Origin of the sequence: Gilliamella sp. CG25 (genome assembly GCF_046635705.1) — a bacterium.
GTDB classification, from domain to species: Bacteria; Pseudomonadota; Gammaproteobacteria; order Enterobacterales; family Orbaceae; genus Gilliamella; species Gilliamella apicola_I.
In genome coordinates this window covers 1-22997 of the sequence record NZ_JBIDFJ010000017.1, presented here as the reverse complement: position 1 = coordinate 22997, position 22997 = coordinate 1, and the positions used below count along the sequence as shown (strand labels likewise).

Annotated in this window: 13 protein-coding genes and 1 tRNA gene; 8 read left to right on the top strand and 6 right to left on the bottom strand. The window is 35.8% G+C overall.

Annotated features, from left to right (window positions below; translation table 11 throughout):
- Positions 1-3 precede the first annotated feature (3 nt).
- The 3 genes from rsmD (at position 4) to ACGH6P_RS10620 (ending at position 972) form a co-directional block, all read left to right on the top strand.
- A complete protein-coding gene (gene rsmD / locus ACGH6P_RS10630; protein ID WP_267351251.1) occupies positions 4-567 on the top strand; it encodes a 16S rRNA (guanine(966)-N(2))-methyltransferase RsmD in 564 nt (187 codons plus the stop codon).
- The gene (locus ACGH6P_RS10625) at positions 567-824 is read left to right on the top strand and encodes a DUF1145 domain-containing protein (protein WP_267351250.1); all 258 of its coding nucleotides are present in this window, start codon (positions 567-569) and stop codon (positions 822-824) included. The genes rsmD and ACGH6P_RS10625 overlap by 1 nt, the downstream gene beginning before the upstream one ends.
- 72 nt (positions 825-896) lie before the next feature.
- A tRNA-Gly gene (locus tag ACGH6P_RS10620) sits at positions 897-972 on the top strand.
- A 269-nt stretch (positions 973-1241) separates the two neighbouring features.
- On the opposite strand, the gene ACGH6P_RS10615 is transcribed toward ACGH6P_RS10620, so the two are convergent.
- From ACGH6P_RS10615 to ACGH6P_RS10605, 3 genes are read right to left on the bottom strand one after another with little or no spacing between them, the layout of a single operon-like run.
- Positions 1242-2597: a hypothetical protein gene (locus ACGH6P_RS10615; RefSeq protein ID WP_411597447.1), complete on the bottom strand. Its 1356-nt coding sequence runs from the start codon at positions 2595-2597 to the stop codon at positions 1242-1244.
- Between the two features lie 3 nt (positions 2598-2600).
- Positions 2601-3971 (bottom strand): DUF6384 family protein, encoded by a 1371-nt coding sequence (locus tag ACGH6P_RS10610; protein WP_267360495.1) that lies wholly within the window; start codon positions 3969-3971, stop codon positions 2601-2603.
- Positions 3971-5122 (bottom strand): hypothetical protein, encoded by a 1152-nt coding sequence (locus tag ACGH6P_RS10605; RefSeq protein ID WP_267360493.1) that lies wholly within the window; start codon positions 5120-5122, stop codon positions 3971-3973. Before ACGH6P_RS10605 ends, ACGH6P_RS10610 begins: the two co-directional genes overlap by 1 nt.
- Before the next feature lie 729 nt (positions 5123-5851).
- Here ACGH6P_RS10605 and ACGH6P_RS10600 point away from each other — a divergent pair.
- The 5 genes from ACGH6P_RS10600 to ACGH6P_RS10580 all read left to right on the top strand — a co-directional run bounded on the left by ACGH6P_RS10600 (position 5852) and on the right by ACGH6P_RS10580 (position 20257).
- Positions 5852-11035, top strand: coding sequence for an autotransporter outer membrane beta-barrel domain-containing protein (locus ACGH6P_RS10600; RefSeq protein WP_411597446.1), 5184 nt, complete (start codon positions 5852-5854; stop codon positions 11033-11035).
- Positions 11036-11386: 351 nt separating this feature from the next.
- Positions 11387-12637: a serine/threonine transporter SstT gene (gene sstT / locus ACGH6P_RS10595; protein ID WP_267351241.1), complete on the top strand. Its 1251-nt coding sequence runs from the start codon at positions 11387-11389 to the stop codon at positions 12635-12637.
- Positions 12638-12892: 255 nt separating this feature from the next.
- On the top strand, positions 12893-13498 hold the full coding sequence (locus ACGH6P_RS10590) for a TetR/AcrR family transcriptional regulator (protein ID WP_411597445.1): 606 nt from the start codon (positions 12893-12895) through the stop codon (positions 13496-13498).
- 406 nt (positions 13499-13904) lie between these two features.
- Positions 13905-18950, top strand: coding sequence for an autotransporter outer membrane beta-barrel domain-containing protein (locus ACGH6P_RS10585; protein ID WP_411597444.1), 5046 nt, complete (start codon positions 13905-13907; stop codon positions 18948-18950).
- Between the two features lie 311 nt (positions 18951-19261).
- The gene (locus ACGH6P_RS10580; RefSeq protein WP_411597443.1) at positions 19262-20257 is read left to right on the top strand and encodes an MDR family oxidoreductase; all 996 of its coding nucleotides are present in this window, start codon (positions 19262-19264) and stop codon (positions 20255-20257) included.
- Between the two features lie 100 nt (positions 20258-20357).
- On the opposite strand, the gene ACGH6P_RS10575 is transcribed toward ACGH6P_RS10580, so the two are convergent.
- From ACGH6P_RS10575 to ACGH6P_RS10565, 3 genes are read right to left on the bottom strand one after another with little or no spacing between them, the layout of a single operon-like run.
- Positions 20358-21194, bottom strand: coding sequence for a DUF6708 domain-containing protein (locus ACGH6P_RS10575; protein WP_411597442.1), 837 nt, complete (start codon positions 21192-21194; stop codon positions 20358-20360).
- 43 nt (positions 21195-21237) lie between these two features.
- Entirely contained in the window at positions 21238-22077 is an 840-nt protein-coding gene (locus ACGH6P_RS10570; protein WP_411597441.1) for a DUF6708 domain-containing protein, read from the bottom strand.
- Positions 22078-22121: 44 nt separating this feature from the next.
- Complete coding sequence (locus tag ACGH6P_RS10565) at positions 22122-22955, bottom strand: DUF6708 domain-containing protein (RefSeq protein ID WP_411597440.1); 834 nt, start codon at positions 22953-22955, stop codon at positions 22122-22124.
- Positions 22956-22997: the final 42 nt, after the last annotated feature.

Genomic DNA, 22997 nt, shown 5'->3' with positions numbered 1-22997 from the left:
ATAATGAATGGTTCAATCAGAATAATTGGCGGAAAATGGCGAGGACGTAAATTAGCTGTACTTGACAAGCAAGGGTTGCGTCCGACCACAGATCGAATTAAAGAAACACTGTTTAACTGGCTAATGCCAGTTATTCATGACAGCACCTGTCTGGATTGTTTTTCAGGTAGTGGTTCATTGGGATTCGAAGCCGCTTCACGCGGGGCTAAAAGCGTGACGTTACTTGAAAAAGACAAGCAAGTCGCGAGCCAACTCAACAAAAATAAACAGCTCATAGCAAGTCATGCTATCGATATCTACCATACAGACACTTTAAATTGGTTGAATAAACCCGCCCAAAAAAAGTTTGATATCGTGTTCATCGATCCCCCCTTTCATCAAGGTTTAGTTGCCGATACGGTAAACTACCTTGAGAAAAATAACTGGCTAAACGCCTCATGCTACCTCTACATTGAGACGGAAATCGATCACAATGTATTGAGTTACATTCCGAATAACTGGCATTTACATCGCGAAAAAACCGCCGGTCAAGTTCATAGTTATCTATTTATACGAGAAGAAATTTGATGTTCATATTATTTGGTAAGATTTTTTATTCTATAGTTTGGCTATTTTTATTCGTCAATTTAATCCACCCCTACCCAACACCAGCCAATGTTGTTGCCTATGTAGGTTTACTCATTTTTACGCTTTTGCACGGTTTACAAGCTTGGATTCTTTACTCAACGATGACCAATCAAGAAAAGCGAGAGGATAAATTTAAACCACTTAGACTATTTATTTTTGGTTTTTTTGAATCACTTAGCTGGAAATATAAAAAATAGTTAAAAAAAAATCTTGCGACCTCAAAAATTTTTTGTATAATGCTCACCACTTCTTACGAAGAATTCCAAAAAGCGGGAATAGCTCAGTTGGTAGAGCGCAACCTTGCCAAGGTTGAGGTCGCGAGTTCGAACCTCGTTTCCCGCTCCAATTTCATCCTTATAAAAACTCTATACATACCCGTTTATTATATTATTTAATTGTGTTAATACTTATTACCCATTATATTGTCTGTGTAATTCCCTTTTGATAATCGTAGATGTTTTACTTATTAGTAAAGTGAAATGTACTTTGTCTTTTCTCAAAAGACAAACAAAAATAAAGCAAAATAAAAACTCAATTTATTTTGCCCTATATATCGTCGTATGCCTGCAATGCCAAACGTTTACTTTACTAATATTATCCTGTTTACTAAACAACTAAAAACTATTTGTTGTTTTAAAACCACCCCCACCAGATGAGGAACTCGATCTAAATCCACTACTTCTTGAAGAAGGACTCCTTGACGAAGAACGGCTAGAAGATGAACTACTTACTGACCAACCTGAAGAATGCGTTTCTTGTCTGACTACTCTATAGGCTAACAGTGTTTGAATGATGCTTTCAGGAAAAACACGACTATTGAATAAGTTATTCAATAAATCATCAAGTTTTGATGATGATAGATTAAATTCATAAAGAGAACTCGGAATATTATTTTCTTTAAATATATAAAGTGCTTGTTCAAAGCGATGATAAGTATTCTCCAGTTCTCTAATCGTTTTTAGTAACGTGATAAGATAGGCTTCCGTATCCTTAATTTGTTGGTTTAGCTCTAAAATTCTTTCTAACAAAGCATCATCTTCTTTCGATTGAGTCTGCAAAGTTAAATCCGTTAACTTATTAAAAGTTTGTTCTTGGAACAATTTAGCAAGTTGATTTGAAATTGTCCTAAACTGAAAACTTTCGCCTTTTCGAACTTCTTCTAAGGTATTTTCAGTCTCCAGTTTTTGTTTTTTATAATCTGCTAAATCTTGCTCAGTTTGAGCTAATTCCATTTTTGTCTCGGGTAATTTTAAGCTTTTTTCAACTTTATATTCTTTTTGTTCTTTCTGTTTCGAAATTTGTTCGTAGACGTTTTTTTTATTTTCAAAACGCAATTTAGACTCTTTTATTAACGCCTCAAGTATTATCTGATTTTTGTAGTTTTCAGAAAAATTGACAAATCTGGCTACCCAAGCATCTAACTTACGAAATATCCCAAAAGCTTTATAATTACTTTCGCCAAATCGGCGATTAACCAAATAGTTGTAATAACGATTCTTATGATATTGTGCTAATTTGGTTAAAAATTCTTGTTTAGATGCATTATAGTTTTTTGTTTCGTTGGTTAACGCTAATTTAGCTTCGTTATAATGATTAAAAATCGAGACATAATCAGCATCACTTTCAAGTTGCATAATCTTCTTTGTTGTTAGCTCATCTAATCGCAACAGCACTTCTGCCATTTTTTGATTATAGTCTTCAATGACATGATCTAATTGACCCGATTTATCTTCTAAATTACGGCATAACTCTTGTAATTGTCGGATGAACTTTTGAATCTGAACATCATCATTTTTAGGCGATTCTAATAAATAAATCGTTGCTATCTTCTGATATTTTTCGACCTGTTCATTTTTCATATCCACAATTTTTTGACGAGAATCTTGCAACTCTTTTTTCGCTTTTGTTAATGAAACATTTACACCCGAAAGTTTATCCTCAATATTTCTTTCAATCTTTTTAGGTTGCATTTTTTACCACTCCAAAATCCGTCCTGACTTAACCGAATTTGGGCAAATAAACATTAAACGTCCTTTCGGTTTATTGCATAATTGGTTATTATCAATATGCCCATCATCAATTTTATCTGCTCTGACACTATTATAGGCTTTTTCAGTTACCTGTTGACCAAACATATCCACAAATTCTGTTTCGCCCGTTTCAATACTTTTTACCCATAACGAAGTGGTATCTCCATTAGGCAATGTTGGAGTAACAATAATGTACCAAGATTTTCCATTCGTGTTTTCATGTGTCCGCTCAACACCCGATTTATAATACGGGTTATCAACAATCGTTAACGTCAAATTAGTTTGAGCAAGCTTAAGATAATAAGCTATCATTTTTTGATAGTTTTCTACATTATCAAAACTGAGATTTTTTAAATCTGCTTGTAACACATCTTGTAATGCAAGCACAGGCCCCATATCCGAATCAGGCACATTAAGTGCTAAAAATTGATTATTATCAGCTTGGATTTTATTTGCTATCGCCTTTGCCCTATCAATAGAATTGTAGAGCATTTCAATTTGACTAAAATCGACAACCTGTTGTCCTTGATTCAGATTGTCAATAACTGAATCAACCGCATGTTGTAATACAGGATACTGCTTACTTTCCTTGATAAATTGGTCACTTTTAATTAATTCTGCTAATCGTCTATCATCTTCAAGCAATGTATTTAATGTTTTCATTTGCAAACGTATTTCAGATAATTTATCACTTACGGTAAGACTGGCTTGCTTAAATTTATTATATGTTTCTTGTTCACTTTCGGTAATAAAAGAACCAGCAACCGTTGGTTTAACCAACGTCGGAATTAAATCTTGATTAAGCAGATTTGCAATAGAAGCTTTTAATTTTTTGGCGGGAATCTGTGCATAATGAATAGGATAATTATCAATTTTGGTAAACTGATTTTTTAACTCAGTTAAGGTGTTTTTAGACATTAAAATCTGACTATAATAGTTATCGATGTTGGCTTTGATATCTTTTGTCACACTTAATTTACTGTAAACCACTATGACAGATAAAAACAAAATAACACCGACAACTATTGATATCGCCTTTCTTTTAATATAACAGCGTACCAACAAATGCTGAAACCAAGAACGCTTAGGAGCATTAAAACGTAACCGATGATCAAACCATCGATTAATGCCTTCTTCAATGATTTGATTATCGACAATTTGCCCTTTAGCTTGATAGTAGGATTTAATACTTTCTTTTAAATTACTCCGTAATTTATCGCGATCCAAATGCTCAAGTAACAGTTGCTGTTTTTGGTAAAGCTCATCAATTATTGCCATTGCACCTAATTGATCACTCAGTTTAATATCCTGCATCAACCCTCAACCTTCAAAATGATATTATTAAAGCGTTGTTTTCCTTCTTCAACAATCCGATCTATTTCTTTGGCGTTATCAATCGACTCATTTCTGAGTTCTGCAATTAATTGTTGGCTTGATTCTTGGTAATTTACAATTGATTCGACCAAAGCTCGCAATGAATCCGCTTTAATGGTTGAGCCATAACCTGCTTTTAAACCTTCTTCTAGTTGTTTATTACCAGAAGTCGCAATGCTTTCAATACCTTTACTCATACCTTCTTTCATTGCCTCTAAGGTTTTCGTACTTTCACTTAATCCTGTTAATGAAGTAATTGAAGCGCTTAAAGCAGTAAATACAATTTCGTTGGTTGAAAAAAAGCTAACACTTTGTTGATAAACACGTTCTTTCACAGAAGTGGTTTGCTGTAATCGGGCAAAGACTGCTTCGGCAGAATTATAAGAAACAGTTAAATTATTGGCGAGATCTAACACAATTTGATAACGACTATCTTCTTGTTGAACATTACGTAATGCTTCATCTCGTAAAAGTTCTAGACGAGCACGTGCGACAGGATCATCAACATTAAAATTATCAACTTCAGCAATAGCCTCTGTTAATTTTTGTTTGCAGTCATCAAGGCGAGCAGTAGCAATTTGCAATACTTCTTGCGCAACAATTTGAGCTTGTTTTAAGCCAAAACGGAAATCTTGATAAGCATTTAAAATAACATGTTCACGTTGAACCTGATTGCCAGTTTCTTTCGAAACCTCTAAATAGGTTTTCTTAATCAAGTTAAATCGATCTGGAATAGAACCGCGTTGAAAGGTCATCCAACCCATTTTGATTTTTTCGATAAAATCTAATTTACCGTCATCTAGCCAACCCAACATTTTTTCCATATCCGTACGAATACTGTCAAAATGGCTGACAATTTTGGTATAGCGATCTGAAACGTGTACACCGTCTATTTGCTCCCGAACCACTTCATTAAATGCACTTTGCTGTTGAAGTGTTCGCGCAATGGCAATAATACGATTTTTATCAATTTCAGCAATATTATCTAATAGTTTTAAAATCGGCGCATCGGCTTGAGGTTTAATCATAATTCCGATTTTATTTAACAATTGTACAGCTCTATCTACATATGAAACAACCTGACTAGACATCCTTTTTATTCCTTTAACCATTTTATCTTTAATATTAATCGCTTAAGCGAGCTGATTGAATTATATCTTAATAAAAAACTAATCACAATTTGAGATTCGTTTTAATTAAAGGTTAATAATTCAAATTTAGTAATAAAAACGCAACCCCCGTTTTTGGCATAATATTCCCAATATATTTCAAAAATATGAGCAAAGATGTAATTTCTGTTTTGACATATCGCCATTTTGAGAATGGGAGTAATTGGCTATCGCTGACAATAAGGTGGCAGTTAATTTTTTTATAAAAAAATGACTAAGAAAATGGATTCAATCTATTGGATAAAAAAATAAACTATTTAAATGAATATCAAAAGTAAACAATTTAACTAATCATGATTGCTTATTTTTTGATTGCCAATTTTATTGCTATATGGTAAAAAAAGCTTAGTTACTTCTTTTTTAGTTTTATTTTTTTAAGTAAAAAAACAAACAAATTACAATTTTACACTTTCCCATTTTTAGTAATATAAACTGTTTTCATATTTAGCATTAACAATAATCTGTTGCTAGTCAAAAAAATCGTTTCCAATTATTAGTTATATAAGTAGGTATATGTTCAAAAAATTAAGCCCTCTTTGTTTTTTAACATAATTGCCAGATTCACGTAATGAGTTCTCAGCTGTCATTTTCAACTATTTGCTCTGTCGATTCAGAGTTCTGTTTAATTGTTAATATAAATGAGAGATTACCATGAATAAAATATATAAGTTGGTATGGAATGCACAGCGTCAAGCTTTTATCGTAACTTCAGAAAAAGCACAATCTAAGAGTAAATTATTTTTCACCAATTTACTGTCAATAACAACATTAACGTTAGCCTCGATTTCCATAAGCTATGCACAATGTATTGATAATCTTTCAGACAGTAATACGAATTGCCAGCAGCAAAGTGATCAACAACCATACGACAATCATCAAGTTAGCCAGCAAACTCCAAAATATTTTCAATATCCTTACTCAATAACTAATTTAAACAATTCGGTAGAAATCACACTGCCAAATCATATTGAATCGAATGACGATGGTTATGATTACTCAAGTAGTTCTGATGTCGATAATTTAACTGTGAATCAGCCAGCGGGTGAAATCATTGGCGGTAAATATGGCATTAACATCAATCATAATGGTAAAGGCTCTACAAATCTTACCATTTCTGGCAGTGTTATTGGAAAGACAAATGCGGGGATACAAGTCACACATGCAATTGATGCCCAAGATTTAAATATTACAGAATTAGTTGGTGCTAATATTCATGGACAAGAATTTGGTATCCAGGCAATAAATAACGGGCGTGGGGTAACAACAATTACCACCTCAGAATCCGTGATCGCTGATAAGGGGATTGCTATTAATGTGGAAAATAACGTTGATACTAAAGGTTTAAATATCACGCAATCGGCTGGCGTCATTCATGGTATATTAGCGATTAGAGCTATGCATAATGGTAAAGGTTCATTGAACATCTCAACATCGGGAGAAGTCATTTCTGACTCAGGAGATGGAATCTACGGAATCAACAATTCAAATGCAAGTGATATTACTATTGGTCAATATGGCGGTTCAATCAAAGGTGCTCTAAATGGGATTTTTGCTAATAATGCAGGCAACGGTTCAACTACAATCACAACGGCTGGAAACATAACAGCACAAACACAATATGGCATATTCGCTCATAATGATTACAATACTCATGACTTAACAGTTACCCAGTCTAATGGACATATCACTAGTCAATCCCACGGTATGAAATTGGAAAACTATGGTAATGGTTCAACAGTCGTAACCACGTCAGGGGATATTATTAGTCAGGAAGGAGATGGGATATTAATCGATAATTTAAACAATACCAAAAAACTTACATTTAACCAATTAAAAGGCAGTATAACTGGCTATCATCAAGGTATTAATTTAATCCACACTGGTAATGATGCTATGTCAATTACCGCCAATGGGGATATTATTGGTCAACAATCAAATGGTATAGCCGCTTTTGGCGCTGCAAATACTCAAGAATTAACTATCAATCAATTGAAAGGCAATATTATTGGTTCCACTATTGGTATTTTTGCTCAAAATCGCGGCACAAATTCAACACTGATAACCACTTCTGGTAACGTAACAGGACAAAATTTAAGCGGAATATCTGTTCAGAATGATACTAATACGCATGATATCACCATAAACCAAGCATCCGGTACAATCCATGGGAATTTAAATGGGATTGAAACTTTCAATATGGGTAATGGCACAACGCTAATTACAACTGCAGGTGAAATAACCTCAAGCTCATCAAGTGGTATCTATTCGATGAATTATAACAATGCGAAAGATATTAATGTGATTCAATCAATTGGAAGCATTTCTGGAAAAAACTATGGTGTTTATCTTGATAATAACGGTAATGGTTCAAGCTCTATCACTGTAGCTGGCAACGTTACTGGCGGTAGTAAAGATGGTTTATTTGTTAATAATCATACTAATACTAAAAATCTAACCGCTAAACAATCTTCGGGTATGATTCAAGGAAAAGAGAATGGTATCAATTATAACAATTCTGGTAATGGCTCAACCTATATAACAACTTCAGGCAGTGTAAGTGGTGAAGAAAATGATGGTATATATGCAATTAACGATATTCATACACATGATTTGAATGTTATGCAAACGAAAGGTAGCATTAATGGATATCTAAATGGAATCAATATACAAAATAAAGGCAGTGGCTCAACATCAATAATTTCATCGGGTGATGTGGTTGGTAGCCAAAAAAATGGTATTCATGCATTAAATGATCAATCAAGTACTAACTTTGTTGTTTCGCAAACATCGGGATTGATTAAAGGGTTACTTTATGGTGTGTACATTGAAAATAATGGAACAGGATCAACATCAATTAATACATCTGGAGATATTGTTGGCGGTCAAGAAGACGGCATTTATGCATTAGGAAATGATAATACACAAGAAATAAAAATTGGTCAATTAGACGGCAATATCACAGGATCAAATCATGGCATTAATATTTTAAATAATGGTCAAAATTCCAGTACCATTACCACATTAGGCAAGGTTAATGGATTAGAAGGTCATGGTATTAATGCTATCAATAATTCTCATGCTAAAGATCTGACCGTGATTCAATCATCTGGCGAAATTAATGGTAAATTAAATGGCATTAAAATGCTCAACAATGGAACACGTTCAACCCTAGTCAGTATAGCCAGTAACGTTACCGGTAACTCGCTTGATGGAGTAGAAGTTATAGGACAGTCTTCAACCAATAATTTGATATTTGGACAGATAAAAAACAGTGAAATTAAGGGATATATTAACGGCGTTAATTTATTAAATAATGGACAAGGTTCAACAGGATTAAAAGTGGCAGGGAAAATAAATAGCCAAACCCGAGATGCTGTCCTTGTGGTTAATGATACCAACACGAACAATCTTTCGTTTAAACAAGAGAAAGAAGGCAATATAGAAGGCGCTTTAAATGGTGTTTACCTCACCAATCAGGGACGTGGATTTACGCATATTGTTAATGAAGGTTCAATTCTTTCTAATGGTGGTAATGGTATTTTCGTGGTAAATAAAAATTTGACACAAAACCTCAAAATTGAATCGTCTGGTAATATTAAAAGTTTTGATAATGGTATTAATGCCCTAAATGAAGGAAAAGGCTTTACCTCATTATCATCTTCATCAAATATTACAGCTAACATGGGTTCAGGAATTCATTTAATTAATGGAGAAACAGCAACCGATATGACAATTACTCAATTAAATGGCGTAATCTCAGGTTTTGATAGTGGTATTAAAGCGATAAATAATGGTTCAGGCTTCACGCAAATTGATATATCGGGCAAAGTGATTAGCCAAGATAATGTATCTGGGAATGGTATTTATACTTCAGGTAAAGAAAACGCGAAAACCTATATTAATCTTAATCAAGGTGCTGATGTTTCATCAGCAAATAATATTGCGATAAGAAATGAATCAACCGATTCCATCGTCTCACTAAATAATGGTTCTAAAGTAAGTGGAGAAATCAGATTAGGTTCGGGCAATGATACCTTGATCATGAATCAAGGTGCCGATATTTCTGCACTCACTATCATTGATGGTAGCGAGAAAAAAAATCAAATCAGGCGCGCATCTGAACTTGATACGCTCATACTGAATTTACATCTTACAGGTTCTTCAACCTCTGATGGTGCCATTAATAATGTTGCTATTTATAATTGGGAAGATATCACACTGAAAAATACAGGTAGATTAACATTAACCGGTGATCTTAACACCAACAAGCTAACGCTTGAATCTGGTGCTGTAGTTGACCTGCACCCTTCTCTTCATCAAGTTAAAGTTAATGGTAACGTCTACAATGGTGGAACAATCACTTTAAGTAACACTTTTGCCGGCGATAACATGACAATAAGTGGTGATTACATAGGTAATAATGGTAAATTAATACTCGACACCGTTGTTCAAGATAGTAATAGTCCAACAGATAAATTGATTGTAAACGGTAACACGTCGGGCAACACATTTATTAGCATCAATAATATTAATGGATTAGGTGCGGATACAGGTAATACCAATGGCATTGAAGTCGTTCATGTTGATGGTACGAGCACGAATGATGCATTTAGCATTGAAAATCAACATATCGATGTGGGTGCTTACGAATATATCCTATATAAAGGCGATATTAATAAACAAAATAATAATTGGTATTTACGATCATTTCTGATTAAAGATCCAGAGCAACCAATCAATCCGGACAACCCAACCAACCCCGAAAATCCGACTAATCCGACTAATCCAACTAATCCGGATAACCCGAACAATCCAGATAACCATACAGAACCTACCGACCCGATTATCGACCCTGACCCGCAAGATCCTAATGTAACCCCTGGAACAATAACATACCGAAAAGAAGTCCCAATGTTTGCTGCCATTCCCGCCCTATTACGTCAAGCTGATAATATTATGCAAGGCAATATGCACCAACGTATCGGCAATACGCCATTTTTAGATTCACCGATGACTTGGGGCCGATTCATCAATAAACGGATCAATTTACAACAGAGCGGTATAGCTAACGCGCATAGCAAAGGGAATTATACAGGCTTACAGTTAGGTAGTGATATTTTGCAGAATAAAGAATGGCGTATGGGGGCTTATTTTGGTTATTTGCGTGGAGATTTAAGTGTTGATGGCTTTGCGAGTGGCAAAAATGGTCGAGTGGGAAGTAACAAAATCGATTCATACTTTTTAGGTGCATATGGTACCTATATGCAAGACAATGGCACATATGTGGATATTGTTTTACAAGGTGCGCATCATCATACCGATGTAAAACCGAATGGAAATAAAAACAGCAAACAAAAAGGATACGGTTTCAGTGCATCGATCGAAACAGGCAAACCCTTTAACTTATCGGATAGTGGCTGGAAGTTAGAACCACAAGCTCAAATCATTCACCAATGGTTAAATTTGGATGATAGTCATGTGAGTGGAAACACTAAAATTAAACAAAGTCATATCAATAAATGGTTATTCCGTGTTGGTGGTCGATTTGAAGGTCTATTCCAAACTGAAACCGGTATTTTACGTCCCTATGCAAGGGCGAATTTATTCTATTCACCTAATGGTGCCGATCGTATTAACTTTGCCAGCCAGAGTGCATCAACAAAATTCAGTAATGGCGCAAAATACCTCAGCTCAGAAATTGCACTTGGTGGCAGTTATGAATTAAACAATCAAATGAGTATTTACACTGAAGTTGGGCATACGTGGACTAATGGCGGAAAAGCGAGAGTTAAAGCGCCATTCAGTAGTTCAATAGGTATTAAAGCCAACTGGTAATATTACTGAGCATCCTAATTCAAAAACAGATAAAACCGATAACGTTGTTGCTATCGGTTTTATCTTGAAATTTGTTTACTACTTTTATAATTTAGCCCAATCATTCATCCAATCACGCTTCCAAATCGATAAAAAATAAAAATACATTTTTAGACTTTGTGATATTAATTATCATCTTCTAGCAACGATTTAAAATCGCTTTCACATCACTGCGTAATTAATCTTAATAATTATCTCAAGCGCTATATAAAAAAACATTATGATAATGATTATTTTCTATAAAGATACTAATGAATTATGGTACTGTTTCGGCTTGTTATACAGATTTTGTTTCAAAATAGGAAAACAATTATGAGTCAATCATCCAATCCATTAGTTCGTTTCTATCTGAAAGTAGGATTAATACCACAGATACTATTAGGATTAATTTTAGGCATTATTTTGGCTGCCGTCTCAAAAGAAACCGCCTTAGATATGTCTTTGATTGGAGAACTATTTATCAATGCGCTTAAATCCGTTGCGCCAATATTAGTTTTGATTCTCGTTATTGCCTCTATTGCCAATCACCAACAAGGCAAGCAAGCAAACATGAAACCCTTAATTGCGCTCTATTTGACTGGAATGATGTTGGCAGCATTATTAGCCACCGTTGCCAGCTTTCTATTTCCGTCGCAAATCTCATTTGGTGATACGCTTGAAAATTTAACCTTTACTCCACCTAATGGCATTTCTGCGGTATTAAAAACCTTATTAGAAAAGATGATCGATAATCCAGTTAGTGCCCTTATCAACGCCAACTATATTGGCTTAATTATATGGGGTGTGGGCATTGGTTTAGCCTTAAGGCACTCAAGTGAAACAACCAAAACCATGATGAGCGATTTATCTTATGCTATCTCATTTATTGTGAGAATTATCATCCGTTTTGCGCCTTTAGGTGTATTTGGACTTGTAGCATCAACACTGGCAAAAACAGGCTTTGGCGAATTATTAAAATATGCGCATTTACTGATTGTTTTAGTCGCTTGTATGCTGATTGTTGCATTAGTGATTAATCCCCTACTCGCATTTCTGGTTATGCGTAAAAACCCTTATCCATTAGTATTTACATCTTTAAAAGAAAGTGCGATCCCCGCCTTTTTTACCCGTAGCTCTGCCGCCAATATTCCTGTTAATATTGAAATCTGTAAAAAATATAAAATGGATGAAGATACCTATTCGGTTGCTGTGCCACTTGGTGCTGCGATTAATATGTCTGGGGCGGCAATCACCATAACCGTTTTGACACTTGCCACTGTCAACTCAATGCCAGCAAGTGCGAATATCCATGTCGATATCTACTCCGCACTTCTACTCTGTATTATTACTTCTATATGTGCTTGTGGTGCATCAGGTATTGCCGGTGGCTCACTGCTTCTTATTCCGGTTGCCTGTAGTATGTTTGGCATACCAAATGAAATTTCAGCAAATGTAATTGGTATTGGCATTGCAATAGGTGTCATTCAAGACTCCGTTGAAACCGCATTAAATTCCTCCAGCGATGTGGTGTTTATCGGTGCTGTATCATCAGCAGCACAAAAGAAACAATCGGCATTAAATTAACATCTTATTTTTTAATGAAGGATTATTTAAACAATAAGTTAATCAAACAAAATACTTCACTGCTTCAATACCTCCCAAAAGCATGATAATCTAACCATTATCATGCTTTACGATGAAAGTCACATGTTAACAATGTTATGTGACACCATTCATGATGGTGTCTATAACCCACATGCACAATAAGATTGCTTTTATCAAAACGACTCATTATTATGAGAATCTTTTTAACAATTTGACAACCCCCTATAAATCACTATGTCAACACAGTTATTCTCAAAAAAAGGTAACGACACTAAAGCAGCATTGATCCGTAGTGGCATGGCGTTAATGACAACTTATGGCTACCTATCCTCAAATCTAGAAAGTATATTGAAACAGGTTGGTGTACCCAAAGGGTCATTTTATTACTACTTCAAAAGTAAAGAAGATTTTGGGCGAGCCATTATCGCGTCTTATGATAGCTTTTTTAGTCATAAATTAGATAAACATCTAACCGACAGCTTGATATCATCACCACTCGCTAGAATCAAAGCTTTTTATGAAGATGCTAAACAAGGCATGGCAAAATATGATTTTAATCGTGGTTGCTTAATTGGCGAACTAATCCAACAAGAATCGTTATTACCGGAAGGGTATGCACAACTACTTGAACAGATTTTACAAAATTGGCAGACCAAACTAGAACACTGTTTATTACAGGCACAACAATGCGGAGAACTGAGTTCAGCGGTAAACTGTAAAGCCCTTGCAGAATTTTTTTGGATTGGTTGGGAAGGCGCCGTAACTCGTAGTAAATTAATAAAAAAATCGGCACCTTTAGATCTGTTTATTCAACTTTTTTTAGATAAAATAATTCAATAATACCAATGGTTAATTTTGATTTATTCCCTCCTAACCAATTCATGTTACGCACGCTTAAATAACCTTTAAAAGACAATTTATATTATTTTGATTGCCTATCACTAGGCAATATGATACAAATAATAGCGAATTATCGTACTATCTTTTCAAGCAAAAAATAATCGATAAATTCAATATACAATCTTTCCACCTTGTACTTCGTTTCATCATTTTATTTGTAAATAACGCAATTTTATTTTTATTCATAAATATCTTTACATAATGCATTAAATTTTCATAAGTTTTTTGTATCTCGTTACATTAAAAACAAAATATTCGTTGGTTAATTTTCTATCAGCATTTTCATTTAAATTACAAGCTATATTTTACATAAATATAAATATCTCTGATTAAGTGAGAGGAAATAATGAACAAAATTTATAGGCTTATTTGGGATGCAGTACGTCAAAGTTATGTACCAACTTCGGAAAATACCCAATCAAAAGGTAAAAGTTTTTCGGTAAAATTGCTTACTGTTGTCAGTTTGAGTTTTGTATTAACACATTACAGTTATGCAAGTGACACGGCAAACGATTTAAATAATGCAATTGTTTCACAAAAACATAATATTAATCAATCATTAAACTTGCCATACAGCGGTAATCCTCTACAGAATTTTATTAATCACAGCGCTGGCATAAGTATTTTTGCCACCTCAAAAAACATCACTATATCAAACGATATTACCAACTCGAATGATGGATACGATTACACAACCGACAGTAACACCAGTGATTTTACTTTTAACCAAGCGGCTGGCTCCATAACTGGTGAAGCCAGTGGAGTGAATATTACTCACGGCGGTATTGGTTCAAGTAACATCATGCTATCAGGCGTGATTACAGGAAAAGCTGAGAATGGGCTCGCGGTAAACAATACCGAAACCACAAAAGATTTAAAAGTATCACAAATGGGTAACAGTAGCATTCAGGGTAAAAAAAATGGGATTAAAGTCGAGAATAAAGGTAACGGAACCACAACACTAACCACTTCTGGACGCGTTGTTGGTGAAGCAGCCAGCGGAATACAAGCTGATAATGCGACAAGTGCAAAGGATCTTAAGGTTATCCAACTGATAGGAAGTATATCGGGCAGAACAAACGGTATTTATGCAAACAATAGCGGAACGGGCTCGACAACGGTCACTACCTCTGGCGAAGTCATTGGTAGCCAACATGAAGGAATTTACATATTCAATGATACCACAGCCAAAGACATCACCGTTACACAAATGAATGGCAGTAGTATTAAAGGCCACGCAAATGGTGTCAATATTATAAACAGCGGTATAGGATCGACGTTGATTAATGCATCAGGAAGTGTTGAAGGTCAAACAGCAAATGGCATGTTTGTCGTCAACAAAGAACATACAGAAGATCTCACCGTTAACCAATTAGAAGGCACGATTCATGGTAGTACAAATGGTATTAACATGACAAATAATGGTAACGGTTCAACACTGGTTACGACTTCAGGTGATGTCATTGGTGATCAAAATGACGGGTTATTCAATGCTAATCATGCCAATGCCCATGACCTCACACTTAATCAGTTATCCGGCAAGATTCAAGGTAAGCAAAACGGGATCAATATGGCGAATAATGGTAAAGGCTCAACCTTTATCACCACCTTAGGTAATATTATTGGTACTGAAAATGATGGGCTATACTCCTATAACGGTAACAATACGCATGACCTTACTGTGCATCAATCTGGGGGCACTATAAATGGCAAGCTTAATGGCATCAATCTTGCCAACCAAGGAAACGGATCAACCACCATTAACTCAGTGGGTGATGTCATAGGCGAAAATAATGATGGCATGTATGTGGCGAATGATGTCAACACGCAAGATCTGACGATTAAACAAAACGGTGGCAAAATCAGCGGCAATACGAACGGGATTAATCTTGCTAATAAAGGAAAGGGATCCACATTCATAACAACACAAGGAAAAGTGTTAGGCAACCAAAATGATGGTATGTTTGCCCTTAATGATACTACCACTCAGCATCTCACCGTCGAACAATCAGACGGAAGTATTCAAGGTAATAAAAATGGCATAAACATGGCGAATAAAGGCAATGGCTCGACCCAAATTACCACATCGGGTGAAGTCATTGGGAAAAATAATGATGGTATGTATGCCTTTAATGATATCAACACACAAAACATCACCGTCAACCAAAAAGGTGGAAAAATTTCCGGTAATTTAAATGGCATAAACATGGCCAATAGCGGTAAAGGTTCAACCACTATTACCACCTCAGGCGAAGTATTAGGCAATAATAACGACGGTTTATATGCGGCGAATCAATCAAACACTCAAAATTTATCTATTACACAATCGGCAGGCATCATTAACGGGAATGCCAATGGGATCAACATTGCCAATCATGGCAATGGATCGACTTCTATTTCAACATCAGGCGTGATAAAAGGACAGAAAAATGACGGTATGTACGCCTTAAATGGCGCCAATTCACATGATCTAACCGTTAAGCAATCATCCGGAAATATTTATGGTGCATTAAACGGTATCAATATGGCAAACAGTGGTCTTGGTGAAACCAACATTACCACGTCGGGAGATGTAATCGGTGCAAAATACGATGGGTTATATGCTGTTAACGATGTCCATACAACAGATATGAAGATAAATCATATACAAGGTAACATTACAGGCCAAAAAAACGGTATTAATATTACCAACAAAGGTGAAGGGTCATCTTATATAACATTAACCGGTAATGTAACCGGTTCAACTTATGATGCAATCGTTGCTTCAAATGATTCAACCGCTAATGATTTATCGGTAATACTTGATAATAATGCCACCATTACAGGACAACTCAATGGCATCAATTTAGTGAATAAAGGTCGTGGTTCAACCTCTATTAACATTAATGGATCTGTCCTAAGCCATTCTTTAGATGCAATCATTGTGGCTAATGATGTTACAACAAAAGATCTGATCTTTTCGCTCCAAAATCAGGCACATATTCAAGGAAGTAAAAATGGGATCAATCTGACTAACCAAGGATTAGGATCGACAAGCATTACTGTCGAAGGTAACATTCAAGCAGGGCGTGGAGATGCGATCTCAGCGTCCAATAAAAATAAAGCTCAACATTTATATATTGAACAAAAGGCAACCAGTAGCGTAACCAGTTCAGATAATGGTATCAATGTGAGTAATTTAGGAACAGGGATTTCATCTATTACTGTATCAGGAAATATTAATGGTGATAATGGTTCGGGAATATTAGTTAAAAACGGCAATACATCAAGCGATCTCATCTTATCCCAAAAGGCTGGTAGCATAATTGGACTAAATAGTGGGATTAATGTCACCAATAACGGGACAGGCATAACTAAAATTGATATCGCAGGCACGGTAGTTGGTAAGGGGCAAAATCAACTTAACCTTCCTGGTGCTGGCATTTACTCATCAGGTAATGTTGGGACAAAAACCTATATCAATCTTAATGCAGGATCGGATGTTTCAGCCCTAATAGGCGCATCAATTAAAAATGAAATTAGTAATGCGATAATTACCCTCAATGATGGTTCAAAAATCAGTGGACAAATCCTACTTGGCACGGGTAATGATACCCTCACCATTCATAAAAATGCGAATATTACCGACCTCACGATTATTGATGGTGGTAGTGATACAATGCGCAGTTCACAATCATCGTCAACCGATACACTGAATCTTTACCAAGATCTGACAGGATCATCAACAAGTACGGGGCGTAGTGGCGATGTATCTGTGCTAAATTGGGAAAATATCAATGTAGGGCAAGCGATAACATTTACATTAACAGGCGATTTAGATACTCAAAACCTTACCTTAAACGCTGATTCTGTTTTGAAATTACAAACATCATTAAATCAAGCTACGGTAAACGGTACCATCAATAACGCAGGTACCATAACGCTGAGTAATTCAAAGGCTGGCGAAAATTTAATAATTAACGGTGACTATGTCGGCAACAATGGTAAATTAATACTGGATACCGTGGTACAAGGTAGTGAAAGTGATACCGATAGATTAAATGTGAATGGTCATGTAACTGGACAAACACAATTACAGATAAATAATGTCAATGGAATTGGGGCGGACACCACAAATACAAATGGCATTAAAGTGGTAAATGTGACCGGTAGTAGTACCAATGACGCATTCAATCTTCAAGGTGGACATTTAGATGTCGGCGCTTTCGAATATTATCTTTATAAAGGTGATCTCAATCATCAAAATGATAATTGGTATTTACGCTCCTATTTGGACAACCTATATGAAGATCAAAATACCGACAAGAATAATACTCATTCAAAGAATGAAGAAAATAATCCGGGAACAACTGATTCTAACAATGATGAAAATAATCACGATTTGAACCCTATTATTGATTCAAATCATCAAAAAGAAGAAAAGCATAATACCAACAACAAACGCTTAACTTACCGAAAAGAGGCTCCACTTTATTCAGCGGTGAGTGAGCAATTACGTCAAGCGGATATTATCATGCTCAGCAATCTACACCAACGCATAGGTAATACGCCAAGCAACGATGTCACTAACACATGGGGTAGATTCATTGCTGCACGCAAAGATATCAAACAAAACGGCGTATTAAATACTCACAGCAAAGGAAATTACACCGGTTTACAATTAGGTAGTGATATCTGGCAAGATAATGATTGGCGTATAGGCGCTTATTTTGGTTACCTATACGGTGACTTAAAAGTTAACGGGTTTGCTAGTGGTATAAATGGAGATGTTGGAAAAAATACGACTGACACGTATTTTATTGGTGCTTATGGGACTTACACGCATGATGACGGCAGTTATCTGGATTTAGTGGTGCAAGCTGCACGACATAAAGTCAATATCAAACCAAACAGTAACACCAACAGCAAACAAAAAGGCTATGGCGCCACCGCTTCAATCGAATTAGGTAAACCGTTTACATTCAGTGATATGGGTTGGAAGCTAGAGCCTCAAGTACAGATTATACACCAATGGCTCGATTTAGATAAAAGCCATATAAAAGGTAACACAACCGTCAAACATAGTAATAATAATGCTTGGCTATTCCGTATTGGGGGTAGACTCGAAAACGATTTTGCTATGGATTTTGGCACGTTACGACCCTATGCGCGAGTAAACCTGTTCTATTCGCCAAATGGTGCTGATCGTACCCACTTTGCTACACCAAGTTACACCAAGACAATCCGTAGTGGTGCGTCACATACCAGTACTGAATTAGCGATTGGTGGAAGCGTTGACATCAACACGCAATTTACCGCCTACGGTGAATTGGGTCACACTTGGTCAAATGGTGGCAATGCCAGAGTCAAAGCCCCAATAAATGGGTCAATAGGCCTCAAAGCCAACTGGTAAATTAATATAACAACCCCATTAAAACCGATATTGGTGATCAAACAAATATCGGTTTTTTTATATTTAAACCGTTATACAAGTTTAGGCTGACTAAAATAAGCGTAAAATTAACCCCATTAGTTAATACGATTGATGGCAATTTTAACGCATCAATAGCTTGATTAATATCTGTTGCAATAGACTAGACAATCGGTCTATAATTTTTAGACCAACTGTCTAGCAACATTAAATCAGCCTGTTCACTGACTACCTGTTCTACCAATTCAGTGAGTAAACATACCTTAGATTGCCAAATGTAATAAGGAATAACCATGTCATTCAAAGCTATTGTGTTAGAAAAAGATGAAAACCACGGTTTTACAAGTTCTATAAAAACCGTCCCCCAACAACAATTACTTGCTCAACAAGGTGACACATTAATCGAAGTTCACTACTCAAGCATTAACTATAAAGATGCATTAGCACTCACTAACAAAAGCCCCGTTGTCCGGCAATGGCCAATGATACCGGGCATTGATGGTGTGGGTTGTGTCGTTGAGTGTGCAAATGGTCACTATCAAAAAGGGGATATGGTCATCTTAAACGGTTGGGGATGTGGTGAAACCCACTGGGGATGTTTAGGACAATATGCCTACTTAAAATCAGAATGGTTAATTCCGTTACCACAAAATATCACCCCTTATCAATCAATGGTTTTGGGTACTGCCGGCTATACCGCCGCCTTATGTGTAAAACGACTGCTTGATTTCGGCATCAAACCGCAAAATGGTGCTATTCTTGTAACGGGTGCAAGTGGTGGCGTGGGTTCCGTTGCTGTTGCCCTGCTAAGCAAATTAGGTTATAGCGTGACCGCCTCGACCAGCAAAATGGATGATCAAGACTACCTACGCAAACTTGGTGCAACCAATATCATTGACAGCCAACCTTTAAAACAAACGGGCAAACCACTTCAAAAAGAGCAATGGGCTGCCGTTGTTGATGTCGTTGGATCACACACACTTGCAAATGCGTGTGCACAAACACAATATGGTGGCATAGTAGCTTGCTGTGGATTAGCACAAGGAATGGACTTACCTGCAACGGTTGCGCCGTTTATATTGCGTGGTGTAACATTAGCCGGTGTTGATAGTGTAATGGCAACTTATCAACATCGTTTAGCGGCATGGCAGTTATTATCCCAACATCTTGATGCATCAATGCTATCCCATATTGGCAAGACCATAACTTTAAACGACTGCAATGATATCGCCACTAAAATGATAGCAGGACAAATAAAAGGTCGATATGTGGTTGATGTGAAAAAATAAAGTTAATCTTGACGCCTTAAAAGCATTCAAATTAAGATAATTAAGCCAATCAATACCGACAAAAAAAATGTTGACCTTAAATACATTATGTAAGTGTTGACTATGGCTTAATATGATACTTTTGTTTGATGTTGGCTAGCTCGTCATGCGTTGTGGCGTTAAACGCTTCGACCATCCAGTCTGGCCAACCTTGACCTTCTATAATCTCTTTTTTAAATTGGAGCTCTTCATCAGTCTTATATTTGCCTTCGTTTAAGTCGATTAAATCATCAAAACACATAAAATTATTGACCCAACCCCAGACCAGATAACTGCCTACACCAGCACGTAATGGGTCTAATAGTATATGGTCGATTGTTTTATGGGTATGAGGTTTACACACCATTAATATGGTGCTATTCAGTGAGTTTCGGGAAAAGTTATGCACCACTACCCCTTGTAAGTACGCCCAGTCATATTCTTTAATTCGCTTTTTATTGGGGTGAAGAAGATAAATTGGGTTATAAAGAATTCTAAAACTAAAAAAGTAACTTTCATTCACATAAACCTGACCCGTTTTGCGGTTAAAAATTATTGGGCTTCCACGACGTGTAAAAAGATTTTGGTATAAACCTGGCAAAATAATATTAAAAAAAGCAAATATCATAGTCAATGAAAGAATTATAGTTACCAATGAAGCATATATATCTTCTCTATCATCAAAATTTATAGGTATAAAAAATAATTTGACTCCTGCAAAAATTCCTATAGCGCTCATGAGCAGAGCTAAAAGAAAAAGAAATGAATAAAAATTTTGATCCGATTTTGTTTTACGAATGAAGGCACAATAATTATCATTGGCATAAAGTAATCGATCATCCTCCCCCGTTATATATGTCGGGCCTTTATTTAAATCGCCAATACAACCGGGTATTTGTGGGCGGTATTTTGATGCCATGTTAACTCCTTATTCCTTATTGTTTTTTTGATATCCTAGCTTATTATGACGCTTCAACATTATACTTTTGTTTGATATTGGCTAGCTCGTCATGCGTTGTGGCGTTAAACGCTTCGACCATCCAGTCTGGCCAACCTTGACCTTCTATAATCTCTTTTTTAAATTGGAGCTCTTCATCTGTCTTATATTTGCCTTCGTTTAAGTCGATTAACTCATCAAAACACATAAAATTATTAACCCAACCCCAGACCAGATAACTGCCTACACCAGCACGTAATGGGTCTAGCAGTATATGGTCGATTGTTTTATGGGTATGAGGTTTACACACCATTAATATGGTGCTATTCAGTGAGTTTCGAGAAAAGTTATGCACCACTACCCCTTGTAAATGTGCCCAGTCATACTCTTTAATACGCTTTTTATTGGGGTGGAGAAGATAAATTGGGTTATAAAGAAATCTAAAACTAAAAAAGTAACTTTCGTTCACATAAACCTGACCCGTTTTGCGGTTAAAAATTATTGGGCTTCCACGACGTGTAAAAAGATTTTGGTATAAACCTGGTAAAATAATATTAAAAAAAGCAAATATCATCGTCAACAAAAGAACAATATCTACCATAAAAAAATATATATCTTCTTCATCTTGAAAATTTATAAGACTAAAACATAACTCGAATCCTATAAAAATTCCTGGTACTGCCATAACAAAAGCTAAAAGAAAAAGAAATGAATAAAAAATCTGATCCTCTTCTATTTTACGAATGAAGGCACAATAATTATCATTGGCATAAAGTAATCGATCATCCTCCCCCGTTATATATGTCGGGCCTTTATCTAAATCGCCAATACAACCGGGTATTTGTGGGCGGTATTTTGATGCCATGTTAACTCCTTATTCCTTATTGTATAGCGTTATATCCAAGTCTATTATGATGCTTCAACATTATACTTTTGTTTGATTTTAGCTAACTCGTCATGCGTGGTGGCATTAAATGCTTCGACCATCCAGTCTGGCCAACCTTGACCTTCTATAATCTCTTTTTTAAATTGGGTTTCTTGTTCCCATTTGTATTTACCATCGTTCAAGCTGATTAAATCGTTCGCACACATAAAATTATTGACCCAACCCCAGACCATATAACTGCCTATACCAGCGCGCAGAGGATCTAACAATATATGGTCGATTGTTTTATGGGTATTAGGTTTGCACACCATTAAGATGACGCTATTGCGTGAATATCGAGAAAAGTTATGCACTACCACCCCTTGTAAATATGCCCAATCATACTCTTTAATACGTTTTTTACTCGGGTGTAAATAGGTAAGCGGATTTTTTAAAAATTTAAAATTATAAAAATAGCTTTCGTTGACATAAACTTTACCTGTTTTACGGTTAAAAATGATTGGTGCCCCACGGCGAGTAAATAAGTTTTGGTATAATTCAGGTAAAATCGCATAAAACCCTAAAAAACAACCTATCAATGCGGATATACATACAGTTTCAATTTTCACATCATAATCATTTGAAGTATTAAATACAAAGACTATAAGAGATACGAAAACAGTTGCTGGAATCAAACAAATAAACGCTAATAAATAACCCAATGTATGACCAATCTGTTCAGATTTCGGTTTTCGAATGAAAGCACAAAAATTATCATTGGCATAAAGTAATCGATCATCCTCCCCCGTTATATATGTCGGACCTTTATCTAAATCGCCAATACAACCGGGTATTTGTGGGCGGTATTTTGATGCCATGTTAACTCCTGATTCCTTATTATATAGCGTTATATCCAAGCT